Raw genomic sequence first — 12,154 nt, 5'->3', positions numbered from 1 at the left:
CCCCCCCCCCCCCGATGGACAAAAGCTTATCCAATGAGTCTGTTGGATGCAGCCTAAAGAGTGAGCGATGAATTAGGTCTCCATGAGTGAGGATAAGTGAATAGAAAATTTTTTAAATAAAATAGAAACAGGAGATGTTTAAAATGTTAAAAAAGTCTTTCTTCTTCATTGTCTTTGGTATAAGTTTCTTCTTAGCCTGTGTATTTATAGCATTGACTCTTCACAGTGCTATTACTCAAGATCTACCTTTATTGATAGTAGGCTTAACAGCATTCTTTGCAATGGTATTAAGTGGATCAATCGCATATAATTTTTTGGAAGTATAGAATATGAAAATAAGAGTATAGGAAAAGGAAATAACGTGTGATTAGCTGTGTGACTTGAATGGCGGATCCAAAACCCGCGTTCGCGTTGCTTGTTGTTGTAGGCTTAGTTTCTCTCTTCTGCTGGGTTGCGTTGCCACCAGTGATGAGAAGTGCCACAGTCATTCATGGCAACATAGCGTTTCAAATATCCCTCTATGCTCTGTTGGGTTTTCCTCTCGTGTTGTTAGGATTGATTGGGCTTGTCCTGCTTGTGAAGAATAGAGAGTAACGTTGTCGTTTGGCAACGTCGCGGGAGAATAACCTTTACGTTTGTCCATGTCACAATTATCAAAGTTGTCACAGTATAACATTTATTCATAATATTCTAAATAGAGAGAGAAAAGGGGTCGTTTATGCTTCAATACCCATTCAGTTCACACTAAAGCGTTTACTAAGAACCAAACCAATGGTAAACAATGGTGTTTCTACTTGTCAAACTATGGTTTGCCAAAATTATTTACCAAAAGGATAGTTTTGGTAACAAGCATCCTCTCTCTCTTCTCCATCTAGAAGAGTATAAATTAATGTTATACATTAACCGTTTTAACAGCTTTAACAGTGTTAGGTTCATTATCTTTCTTCTGCTTTCCCTTCCACTTCTTAGTAGGGTGCATATTGGGAAGTGAACGGTTGTTTGTGCATAGAAGAGCCTTTCTCTTCCTTCATTTAAGATACTATAAATAAATGTTATAGTTCAACTAGTTCAACAGGTTCAACATACAAACCTCTGGTCTGTATGCTGACGAAAAAACTCTAACGTTAGAAAAAAGAAGAGGTAAAATGAAAGTTAACACCGTTAAAATTGATGAAAATCTTGTTTACTGGAACACGATTCCAATGATCGCGAGAGGAACATTTCATTCTGAGATTTCGCTTGATTCGTTGTGTCACTTTAGACCTTTTCCATGCTCCTCCATGTGGCAATCTGGACATAGGAAAGCAGAAAGCAAAGGAAAAATGCATGCGCTACTATGATGTAAAAGCATGGGAAACTGTAAAAAAAGTGCCCTATTTCCAGGCTTCTATTAGGATTTCTTTGGAGAACATGGTTTCTTTAGAAATTTGCGTCTTTTATCGCTGTTGTACCCTGTCTTTCCGTGCTTATTAGCCTGGCAACATAGCGCACGCGTGGCTGGCTTAAGATTACTTCCTAATCGAAGTGTATCTGTCCCTCATACCATAGATCCGGGTCCCCAGGAATTTTTATGTCCGATCGCCATCCTGGTCCTCCCCATGTTCCTTGCCCACGGAGATCCGCCAGACCGCCTTCGCCGTTGATGATCACCCACTGACCATACCAATCCTCACCCAATGGCTTCTTACCAACAAGCTGGATAACCAGGGTGCCCGATTCGCCGTTCACAATACCAGTAAAAGTACTTCGAAGCCATACGTTCCAAAAGCCCGCCGAGGAAAACACCTCTACTCTGAAGAAAGCCTCCGCAGTTCCTTCGAAGTCTCCCATCCAGTCCTCCCACTCTATTGCGTAAAGGAACAGGTTGCCATCAGCCTCCCTCATCTCTTCGACAGAAAATGTGTAGTTAACAGTTCCTGACACGGTTGTAGGTGGCGTTGCATGCACTGGGGTCGATAGCGTGAGAAACGCAACAATGCACGTCAGAAGCGCTGCTGATAACATCTTTTTCATTTTATCACCTCCCCTCTTTCAAAATTATACTATTTAGGAATGTATGGTGACCACATTTAAAATTTGTGAAAGAATCTTCTATATTGAATTTCTTTGCATATTACGTGCAGATATGTGCATTTTTGATACGTCGTGCACGAGACAGACAAGTAAACCACGCGCGTTCCCGTTAGGCTGATGTTAGTGAAATGTCACGATTGCATGCATAATTCATGCGCATTTTCCCCTGGTTTCACAACCAACTCCCCTTCGTCAAAATAATTATACAACATCAAGAATATTTCTGTTTCAACTATACAAAAGTTACGAGCTATTTTTAAAATATGCCGAAAGATCTATTCTTTGTCGACAAAAACAATGAACGGGTATCCCTTATTTTTCTTGTGTAAAGTTTCTAACGTTAGAAAAAAGAAGGGGTTTATTGGCGAAAAACCCCTACTCTTGTATTTGCTTCTTTAACTCTTTTACAACTTCACAGAAAATAACGTTAGCCGTTACATTAATCACAGGTATTTTTGCATTTATGTCTTCTATTGGTATTACGTTCTTGTATTGCGGCATTAAAGCCCACGTCACCAAAGTCCAATGTATTTTACCTTCAAGTTGCTCCCTAACAACTTCTCTAGTCGGTGGCATACTTTGAGAATTGAAAGCCACCCCCTCCGCCCATCTTAGTGGTGATGCAAGCCCTCCAGGTTGGACACCCAAGCTTTGGTTCTTTATCAGATCTTCTAGAGAGTAGCGAAGTGATTCGTGAATTATCACTTCTTCCCACGGTTTGAAAGTAATTTTCACCAAGTTTGATACGCTCTCTTGTTTTTAAGTGCTCTGAAAACTTAACATTTGTGCCAAATTTGTAGAAAAAAGAAAAACCACTAATACTCCGATAAATTCCCCCTTTTCTATTTTCCCTATCCCACAATTTTTTTAAACAACTGATTAAGTTTTCAGAAATCAGATTATAAAAATAAAGGTTTCGTAATCTGTATACTATGACTGGTAGTAGTTAATGGGTATTCAAGTTTCCTTTTAGGATGTCTTGGGTTTCAGCAACCTTACACCAGAGGTGGCAATTAAGCCGATTCCTACTATCCCTATCACAATTGCCCAACCAGTATTGTTCTCTCCCAAAATATTTCCTTCAAACATCAAAAAGGCACCAATCAAGCACAATGAGATTCCTAACACAAACGAAACATATTTCCAATGCATTTATGATACCCTCTCCTTTCTAACTAGCATCTCGTTACCTGACTTCAGTTTTTATGACTTGTGGAAGAAACTTCTAGTTATCATATTTAGGAGAGCTTTCTTCCGCATTTTGGACAAGCCGCAGGATATTCTTTCATGCTGACTCCGCATAGAAAGCATATGCAGATGTTGCACTGGAGACAATGCCAATTAGCTCCAGTGATTCTTCGTCCACAAAGATAACAAGGCCTGGTCAAACACGCATCAGACATAGTATCCTCTTTTCACAAGAGGGTATTTAGAGACTTTGAAGCAACGACAAATAGCAAAGCAGAGAGAAGAGTGAAACAGATTTTAGTTCAAGAAGCCATGCATGACTAAATGCTCAAGTTAATAAATACAAAGATATTTCGTTGCAAACTATCGTACCAGCCGTAAATTTGCCCGTGCAAGACTGGAAAAAAGAGCTAATGGCTACTCCAGAAGAGTTCTCAACCCTTAAGAAAACATCTCATGCCACAAACGTCCACATTCTGCCCACAACGAGATGCAAGAAAGAAAGGAGAAAGATACCAGCTTTTGCTTTCTTGATGCACCTGCAAGTCATCCTTTTATTGCGTATAATCTCCTAAATTCTTGTTGCTTTCTTTGAACTCTATGATGTCCTCTTCAACATTTGGGTATAACTTATCTATTTCATCCTGAATTTCAATTGTTCTCGCAAGTGCAGTTGCCACCCTACAATAATGCTTTATGTCTTCAAGTGATAGTTTTCTTCCTTTTCTATCTTTAAGCCATTTGTATAGAATTTGATAGTCCCCTATCTGGTATTCCCAAACACCCTTTTCGATTCCTTCAAAATATTGTTTCTCATTGATGTAAATCAAGCCTTTCTCTTCATTGTACATCGGTCTCTTCACAGAATTATCTCCTTTACCTTGAAACTTAGCAATTGGGTTGCGTAGTTCTTCAGATTTTAGCAGGTGTAAATCTATCAATTTCTTGCCCAGTTTTGCTATTTTAGTGAACACTTTAGAGTTAGTCGTAAAAGGTATCCTGGGAAACTCAATTTTGAGATATTCCCCAAATTTACTCCTGTAAAGGACAGAATGTAAGACAGCGTAAACATAGAAGAAAATTTCTTCAGGTTGGATTTCTTTTCCGAAAGACTCGCTAATCTTTTGGATTATACTTGTTCTTACATTTGCTCTACGATTATGCGAATTGACGCTCGGATAGAGATATAGTGGAAAGACGAACCCTGCTCCTCTATTGCTAATAAAAAGTCTTCTATCTGACAATTTGTCTACAGCGAAAACATAGTTGTAGATTTTCACAAAATCATACAAATATTGTCTCATCACCACCAAGCCCAAATTGTCATTCAGGAAATGCCTCATTATTTGATATCTATCCCTATCAATTATTTCTGGGCGGTAGCAGATGTATCTCTCGTCAAATGGACGATATGAATAGGGTAAGATATCTTCGCTCCAGTCCTGGTTTCTTGACGATTGTCTGGTGGTTTCAATGTTGAAATCATCTGTGTTTCTCAGAGCCAAAATCTTGGTTACCTCTTCATCTGAAAAGTTCCCAGTGAACACTTTCATTCTATTTTCTATTTCCTTTTTGAGAAAACCCACAACAAAGTGGTCCCTGTGAGTTGTTACACCACTGCTATGTCTCTGAAAGATTTTAACAATTGGAACAAACTTTTTGTATTCTTCTTCTGGAAATCTCCTTCCCTCAAAGAAATAGTAAGGATGGGCGGGAAAAATCTCTGTCCATTCGGTTGTGTTTACATCGTAGTTTTCCAGGTAATTGTATTTATCTTTCCTCAGACCCCAGACATCTTTGTGGAAAACCCTTCCCATTTTCTTATTTTCATCGAACTTGACAAATAAAGCAATGGTGACTCCTTGTTGGATATCAAACACATTCTCATCTTTGCCACCATTGGGTGCTTTCTCCCTAATTCTTGAAGAACCGTGCAGATTGAGCACGTAGACCTCGTCAAATGTCTCAAGGAGTTCCTTTCTCATTCCTCTATGTATAATTCCTGTTAGATACGAATTGTTAGAGATGTAGCCAATTACCCCCTTTCCATTTTTTTCGATTTTCCAGTGAGCAAAACGGATGAATTTTATGTAATCATCTGAAAGAGGTTGGATATTTTTTTCATCACGAACATCTTCTTTGTAAAGTTCCATCTCCTTTTCAATGAATTCAGACTTGTTGGCAGAACTAACAGAGTAGGGTGGATTTCCCAGAATGCATAAGATAGGAGTTCTCTTCTTCACTTCTCCTGCTTTTCTGCTTTCCTCAGCCAACGATGCCATTCCAGGCAACGAAGTTTGCTCAATATCCTCTAATTCCAGGGTATTGGTTAGATAGAATCTCACATCTTCATCCTGTATTCTATGCCCTAACTCCTCAAGCAGGAATGATATCTTTACGTGTCCAATAGCATAAGGAGCAATCATTAATTCAAAAGCATAAAAATTCTTCATTATGTGTTCTTTGATGAATCCTTCTTTTCCTCCTTCTCCATATTTTGATGTGAACTCGTTAACCGCTTGCTTGATTGCTTCTGCTATAAACGTGAGTGTCCCAGCTGCAGGGTCTAAAATTGTTACATTACCGTTTGCCAAACCATCTGCCAAACCAAACTTTTCTTTTAGAATTAAATCAAGTGAGCGAACTATGTAGGAGACAATTGGCTTGGGAGTGTAATATACGCCTCTTCTTTCTCTTTCTGCGGGATCATACTCTGCTAAGAAAGTCTCGTAGAAATGAAAAACTGGGTCTTCTCCTTTTTTGTTGTGGTAATACTCTGAAAATATTTTCTTTACATCAACATTTGCTAACACGTTTGAGATTTCATCAACAATCCACTCTAACTGAGGAGGCAAATCTCCCAAAGAGATAAACTCAAACATCTCTCTTAATATCCCTATTGAACGGGGAATGTCATAAACTGCAAGTCTTCTATTGAAATCTCCTTCACAACGCATTCGGGAAGCAAAGAGACCATATGTAATTGTCTGCGAATACAAGTCCGCAAACTGTTCCTTTGTTAATCCCCTAATGAGATATCTCTGGAATGCTTCGTAAAAACCAATTATTTTCCCAATTCCGTTCTTTTCTGCCTCTCTTAATTCTTCAGCAATTACCTCGTCTCGTAGAAATCGGGTTCTTTTTGCCAACTCCACTGCAAGGGGTTGAGCTGACGTAATGCTTGGAAAAGAGAAAGAGAAGAATTTCTCTAATAGGTTCTCAAAAGCCTCTTCATTTGTAACTGATGGAATACCTTTCAAAGTATGGATTGCTATAGGGTCAGCAATTCTTACTTTATCAACAAGAGAGCTACCTCTATAGAACCTGAACTCAAAAAAATTTGTTAGTATGAAATTTGGGAATGTGGTTCTGTAGCGTTTCACTTGTTCTGTCTTTTCAACATCATCAAGGTTTTTGTCTGGTGTTTTTGCTTCTACATATCCTACGATTTTTTGCCTTCCATCCCATACTCTAAAGTCTGGATTGCCTGCATCTGTTTTCTTGGGTTGAGAAGTAACACGAATTTCCTTTTTACGTTTGGAAATCGCAAAGTCACTTAACAAAGTTTCTAGTGCAGAGTAGTAGCTTTCTTCTCTCGCATCACCTTGCCTTGCCACTTTTAACATTTTTCGGAGATACCGAATAAGCGTTTTCTAAGCCTCCACAGACAATAAGACTATCTTCAGATAGGTTATTTGTTTTCTTGTAGTTAAAAATGAAGTTCTGCATGCATGAAGTTAATCCAATTCTGCAAGTAAAAAAGAGTTATATTTATAATTTATTATAGGAGAGAGAGAGACAAGTGAAAGCGAAAAAGGCATACATTCTCCTCATCGCCCTAATAGTCATAGTTGCCTTACTTGTCTTCTTCAAGTTTTATTCCCCCTCACGCGCCTCTGTTGATATGAGACAACAAATAAAAAATGAACTAAGCAACGGTTACTCCATCCGAGAATATGACTGGGGTGTTTGGTCTAAAACAGCTAGAGACTCAGGGCTGATCCTTACCAAAATGGACAGTTGGGAACAATTTAAAGAAAGCTGGAAGCAAAACCCCTATGGAATTGTCATAATGTTAGACGAGCAAAACCATGTTGTGTGGTTCAAGCCATATTACAACCAAGCGATTTATTATCAATACTAGAAAGGTGAAAGTGTTTGAGCTTTAACGACCTATCGCCCAGCTACGTCATCGGCAATGTTATAGGGTACATACTAATTGCAGTAGCTATATTTTATGTGGCTCGTTGGCTCTACCGCAAAAAAAAGAGGGGTTAGCTGTTTCTTCCCTTGCTAATGAGAATCATAGCCATGACCCCCATCACGCAAAGCAGAGCATGCATACCAAGTAAAATAGGGACAAGCGTCATCAAAAAATTAACGGACACTTCGAACGAAGCTGAGAAGCTTTCTATATGCATCTATCTTATTTTCAGCGTCCTTCCTCTGTAACCTTGCATCTTTTAATTTGGCAGTGTACCACTTCAGAATCGCGCTTTTCTTTCCAGAGTTCCTTACTAGTCTTTTAAGTTCTATAGGATCTAACGCTTTGTCAAATCGTTTCCAGAGAGCTTGCTCAAAAAAAGAGCTAAAAAGGTTAACAACGTATTCTTTGTTGAAATGCTGAAAGTTTATTTTCATGCGTAACTCGAACATAGCATCTATAAAGCTAGAAACGATAGCAGCTCTAGATCCCTCCGCTTTCATAATCCTTTGAATAGCTTGCAGTTTAGCAGAATAAAACAGTCTCATAAGTCCGTTTTCTATATCTTTATCTTTAAGGTGATCATTCACAAGCAGGTACACTAAGCCTTTAATAGTTACATCCCATCTTTGCCCTTTTCTTTTATCAGGAGACCCATCCTTTTTAACAGCTTCTTCAGGTAAACGAACAATCATTCCAACAGCTTCAAGTTTCTTTACTTTTCTTAAAAGAGTAGCAATAGGGATTTTCACAGCTTTTGCCAATGCATACTTACTCTTATATGTGCCAAATATCACATTCCTCATTATTTGAACGTCTTTTTCGTTGAACAGTTTTTCCATTTCAAACCAGTCCATGTTTCCATAGCTCTTTGAACATATCTATTCAAACGGTGATTATGTTCCTAAATTGAATATAAGTCAATTACCAATTTGAAGTAATTGACTTGGAATGAAGAAGAAATTCAAACATCCGAAAGTTATGCGTGATTACTGGGCTGAGAGACAACGCATCCACCGCGCTAAAAAAAAGAGGCGCAAAAAGTGACCGTCGCTGACAAAGTTCTCGTAGATCGCGCTGAACTACTCAAAATTCTAGCCAGGCGAAAACGCACTAACAGACATTAAAGAACTAAAACAGAAACTCCAATAAAAAAAAGGTGCGAGGAACACCAAATATGAACAGTCAAGACAAACTAGATAAAACTTTCGCTACACCTACATCACGTAGTAGGACTAAAAAAACGTGTGAAAAGAAGGTTGTTAAGCGCCCTGAATGGCAGAAGCACCTCGCAGAACCCCCGAAACGCAAGAGTCGAAATAGTCCTACTATTCGATGTAGGAGTAGCAGGCAGCGTGCGCCTGTGCGGTTTCGTCCTTGGGTTAGTGTTTGGGTTTTTGTGGATAGGGTTTGGCGTAAGGGTTTGAGTTTGAACCGTGTTTTAAATGAGGCTCTTCTTTTGTGGTTTGAGGAGGGGTGTGAGTCTGAGCTTAAGCTTCGGGCGCAGCTAGCGCGGTTGCTGCATGAGGAGAATGAGCTTCGCCAAAGTATGCGGGTTGTTTTGAGGAGTGGCGCGTTTCTGGATAGTTACGCGGCGAAGTTGGTTGAAGGAGATGAGAAGTTGTCGGTTAAACTTGGTCGTCAGCCTTTAGCTGTTTTAGCTGACAGAAAAGAGGTTGAGATTGTTAAGCGTATTTTGGCACGTCGGGAGGCAATTGTTAAGGAAATCTGCGAGATTGAAGACCAGTTACTTCCAGAAAAGCAGTACGTGCTGAAGGGTTCAAGGTCACGCCAGCGCATGACGTATAAGCGTAAGGGAGGTGAAAAACAACGGCTAAGTTAAAGTTTCTTGGGAAACCGCCTTATTTGCGTCCTGAACACTTGCAGAACGACGATTTAATCATGGTCCTCGAAGAGCCGTACATTAAAGATGGCAAGTATGGACAGCAGGGGTATGCGGTTGTAAAGTTGGAACGTACGGGTGAACTGTTCACCGCGCCGTTTAACACGACAAGCTGGGACAGGCTTGTTCGAGGCTTCGGCGAAGACAGTCAGCTGTGGCTTAACAAGAAGGCGAAGGCTAGTTTGGAAACGCAGACTATACGCGGCGAAGAGAAGCAAGTGGTTTTCTGGACCTGCTACGTGGAGCCTCAAAAAAACTTGCCAAGCGACTAAGATTTTGCTACGGGACCCATTATCTGATTGACGCTGTGATATGCTCAGTGTGCCCTGTAAGGCGTAGTTGCAGAGATCGCTTCTTTGTCACATAAACACTCCCTTTTTTTTGGATTTAAAATTTGCGAGGAGAAATAAAAATGAGTAATCAAGAAGCAGAGAAGAAAATTGAGTTGAAGTGGTGTCCACTGCGGGGCAACGCTTGTATGCGGAAGGGTTGCGCTTGGTGGGTGGAACATCGAAGTCTGTGCAGTTCGATGCTTAGCTGATAGTTTAGAGACTCTCAGAGAAAGGTGATTTCGGGTAGTGGTGGATCTGCAGAGCAGAAAAGCTAGGTGTTCGTCATACAAGTCTCAAGAAAGGCATAGTACGAGTTCGAACGATGCTCTCGCGTCCACCATGCCTAAATGTCCAGAATGTACGTCGCAGCGCGTCTGGAAAGATGGCATACGAAAAACAAACTATGACGACGTGCAACGGTGGCTCTGCCGAGACTGTGGCGTCCGCTTCTCCAAAAACAAAAATAGACCTTCAAGCATAGGTTTTACTTGTCAAATAGGCGCTAAGCCTAAAGCCCATGGGCTAGTGAGAAATTTGACCAAAGTAGAACCGCTTAGAGAAGGGCTTGCGGGAGCCACAAAGCCAACAGAAGCCAATGTCAAAGGAAAGCTTGTTGAATTCGCATGGTGGATGAAAAAGAATGGGTACGCAGACACAACAATCAGAGTAAACACAACCGTTCTCAAAGTGCTTTGGCAAAGAGGCGCAGATGTCCTGAACCCTGAAAGCGTAAAAGAAACAATAGCGGAACAGGAATGGAGCAACGCGAGAAGACACAACGCCATTGCTGCTTATACTTTGTTCTTGAAAATGCACGACCAAACCTGGAAGCCACCAATATGTAAGGTGACACGCAAGTTGCCTTTCATCCCAAAAGGAGAAGAAATCGATGCTTTAATCGCTGGTTGCGGCAAGAAGACAGCAACGTTTCTTCAAATCTTGAAGGAAACAGCTATGAGAAAAGGCGAAGCTAACAGACTTGAATGGAGCGACATCGACTTTGAACGCCAAACCATAACATTGAACAAACCAGAGAAAGGCGGCAACCCAAGAATCTTCAAAGTCAGCAGCAAACTGTTAGGCATGCTTAACACTCTGCAAAGAAAAGATCAGAAAGTCTTTGGACCATCAGCAGCTAATAAGCGATCATCATTTTACCTGGCTAGGAAAAGATTGGCAAAAAAACTTCAGAATCCTAGATTGCTGAAAATAAGCTTTCACACACTCCGCCATTGGAAAGCAACAATGCTCTACCATGACACTAAAGATATTCTCTACGTCAAAGAGTTTCTAGGACACCGAAACATCGAAACAACGCTCCTCTACGTTCAGCTCACGGAAGCAATCTTCAAAGAAACCCGTGATGCTTTCACTGTGAAAGTAGCTAAGACCTCGAAGGAAATTCAGGAATTGCTGGAGGTAGGCTTCGAATATATCTGCGAAAAGGAAGATCTGCTCTACTTCAAGAAACGTAAATAAGCCACTAAGAGAAAAAAGGGTGAAAACGAGGGAAATCGAGTGAAAATAGCGGTTTCTGGGAAGGGCGGAGTGGGCAAAACCTTAATTGCAGGAGCCCTTGCCTGTTCTTTCGCCAGCAAAGGATTAAAAACAATTGCCATTGATGCTGATCCTTCTCCGAATCTTGCCCTAACCTTGGGTCTACCGCTAAAGAAAGCACGAGATTTAGTGCCGATATCAGAAAACAAAGAGCTAGTTGAATCAAAAACAAACACTGGGGTCTCAGGCGTCTATCGCCTTTCTTTCACTGTAGACGACATTGTTCGTGACTTTTCTGTTCAAACTCCTTGTGATGTGAATTTGATAGTGATGGGAACAGTACGATCGATGGGTTCGGGGTGCACTTGCGCTGCGAATGCTGTTATTCGTGCTTTGCTTCGCCATTTGGTAGTGGAGCGGGACGAGGTGGTGCTTCTCGATATGGAAGCAGGTGTCGAGCATTTGGGTCGAGGAACCGCGAAGCATGTCGACACTATGTTGATCGTTACAGACTCTAGCATAAAATCTTTGGAAACTGCTAAGCACATCCATAGACTAGCCAAGGAAGCAGGCATTAAACAGGTTTTTCTAATAGGGAATAAGGTGGCAAGCGAACCGCAGAAGGACGCGATTAAGAAATTCGCTGAAAACAACAGCTTGAACATGCTGGATTTCGTGCCTTTCGACGAACAAGTCATAAAGGCGGAGATGCAAGGAGAGACGCCGCTTAAATATGAAGATTCTTCTGCAGTACGAACTATTGAAAATTTGGGTGCGAGAATCATCCAGATCAGACGGTAGTATGAGATTAACAGCATGTATGCATGTTTATTTGCATGCGCTTGGAGATAATAGATGAGTATTTAATCCTGCTAACCCCGAAAACTGCAAAGGATGCAAAGATTGCTCATATAGCTGTGAGCCAAAGCAATTACAGTAACACACGCTTTTAGAAAT

Annotated in this window: 11 protein-coding genes; 7 read left to right on the top strand and 4 right to left on the bottom strand. The window is 40.6% G+C overall.

The features are described from left to right. Positions 1-384: 384 nt before the first annotated feature. Positions 385-594, top strand: coding sequence for a hypothetical protein (locus tag KAU88_07690; GenBank protein MCK4478392.1), 210 nt, complete (start codon positions 385-387; stop codon positions 592-594). A 921-nt stretch (positions 595-1,515) separates the two neighbouring features. Here the strand turns inward: KAU88_07690 and KAU88_07685 are convergent. The 3 genes from KAU88_07685 to KAU88_07675 all read right to left on the bottom strand — a co-directional run bounded on the left by KAU88_07685 (position 1,516) and on the right by KAU88_07675 (position 6,887). Continuing rightward, positions 1,516-2,013, bottom strand: a complete 498-nt coding sequence (locus tag KAU88_07685; protein ID MCK4478391.1) for a hypothetical protein — start codon at positions 2,011-2,013, stop codon at positions 1,516-1,518. Positions 2,014-2,448: 435 nt separating this feature from the next. Next, complete coding sequence (locus KAU88_07680) at positions 2,449-2,811, bottom strand: hypothetical protein (GenBank protein MCK4478390.1); 363 nt, start codon at positions 2,809-2,811, stop codon at positions 2,449-2,451. Positions 2,812-3,815: 1,004 nt separating this feature from the next. Next, positions 3,816-6,887 carry an N-6 DNA methylase gene (locus KAU88_07675; protein MCK4478389.1) on the bottom strand — a complete coding sequence of 1,024 codons (3,072 nt, stop codon included), beginning with the start codon at positions 6,885-6,887 and terminating at the stop codon, positions 3,816-3,818. 176 nt (positions 6,888-7,063) lie between these two features. Here KAU88_07675 and KAU88_07670 point away from each other — a divergent pair, with 176 nt between their 5' ends. Both KAU88_07670 and KAU88_07665 read left to right on the top strand, forming a co-directional pair. After that, positions 7,064-7,405 (top strand): hypothetical protein, encoded by a 342-nt coding sequence (locus KAU88_07670; GenBank protein ID MCK4478388.1) that lies wholly within the window; start codon positions 7,064-7,066, stop codon positions 7,403-7,405. Positions 7,406-7,419: 14 nt separating this feature from the next. Then, positions 7,420-7,539 carry a FeoB-associated Cys-rich membrane protein gene (locus tag KAU88_07665; GenBank protein MCK4478387.1) on the top strand — a complete coding sequence of 40 codons (120 nt, stop codon included), beginning with the start codon at positions 7,420-7,422 and terminating at the stop codon, positions 7,537-7,539. Between the two features lie 99 nt (positions 7,540-7,638). Here the strand turns inward: KAU88_07665 and KAU88_07660 are convergent, their stop codons facing one another. Continuing rightward, positions 7,639-8,322, bottom strand: a complete 684-nt coding sequence (locus KAU88_07660) for a hypothetical protein (GenBank protein ID MCK4478386.1) — start codon at positions 8,320-8,322, stop codon at positions 7,639-7,641. Positions 8,323-8,642: 320 nt separating this feature from the next. On the opposite strand from KAU88_07660, the gene KAU88_07655 reads away from it, so the two are divergent. From KAU88_07655 to KAU88_07640, 4 genes are all read left to right on the top strand, one after another. Continuing rightward, a complete protein-coding gene (locus KAU88_07655; protein MCK4478385.1) occupies positions 8,643-9,308 on the top strand; it encodes a hypothetical protein in 666 nt (221 codons plus the stop codon). 59 nt (positions 9,309-9,367) lie between these two features. Beyond that, positions 9,368-9,640: a hypothetical protein gene (locus KAU88_07650; protein MCK4478384.1), complete on the top strand. Its 273-nt coding sequence runs from the start codon at positions 9,368-9,370 to the stop codon at positions 9,638-9,640. Between the two features lie 690 nt (positions 9,641-10,330). Then, positions 10,331-11,179, top strand: a complete 849-nt coding sequence (locus tag KAU88_07645; protein MCK4478383.1) for a site-specific integrase — start codon at positions 10,331-10,333, stop codon at positions 11,177-11,179. A 39-nt stretch (positions 11,180-11,218) separates the two neighbouring features. Continuing rightward, positions 11,219-11,998, top strand: coding sequence for a P-loop NTPase (locus tag KAU88_07640; protein ID MCK4478382.1), 780 nt, complete (start codon positions 11,219-11,221; stop codon positions 11,996-11,998). Positions 11,999-12,154 lie beyond the last annotated feature (156 nt).

The organism is Candidatus Bathyarchaeota archaeon (genome assembly GCA_023131225.1).
GTDB lineage: Archaea > Thermoproteota > Bathyarchaeia > Bathyarchaeales > SOJC01 > JAGLZW01.
The sequence above is the reverse complement of the archived record's forward strand: the minus strand, read 5'-3'. Positions and strand labels throughout refer to the sequence as shown.

Bases quoted from the DNA above. Each gene is read 5' to 3' on its own strand.
- KAU88_07690 (MCK4478392.1), top strand. From the start codon at position 385: ATGGCGGATCCAAAACCCGCGTTCGCGTTGCTTGTTGTTGTAGGCTTA.
- KAU88_07685 (MCK4478391.1), bottom strand. From the start codon at position 2,013: ATGAAAAAGATGTTATCAGCAGCGCTTCTGACGTGCATTGTTGCGTTT.
- KAU88_07675 (MCK4478389.1), bottom strand. From the start codon at position 6,887: ATGTTAAAAGTGGCAAGGCAAGGTGATGCGAGAGAAGAAAGCTACTAC.
- KAU88_07660 (MCK4478386.1), bottom strand. From the start codon at position 8,322: ATGGACTGGTTTGAAATGGAAAAACTGTTCAACGAAAAAGACGTTCAA.
- KAU88_07655 (MCK4478385.1), top strand. From the start codon at position 8,643: ATGAACAGTCAAGACAAACTAGATAAAACTTTCGCTACACCTACATCA.
- KAU88_07650 (MCK4478384.1), top strand. From the start codon at position 9,368: ATGGTCCTCGAAGAGCCGTACATTAAAGATGGCAAGTATGGACAGCAG.
- KAU88_07645 (MCK4478383.1), top strand. From the start codon at position 10,331: ATGAAAAAGAATGGGTACGCAGACACAACAATCAGAGTAAACACAACC.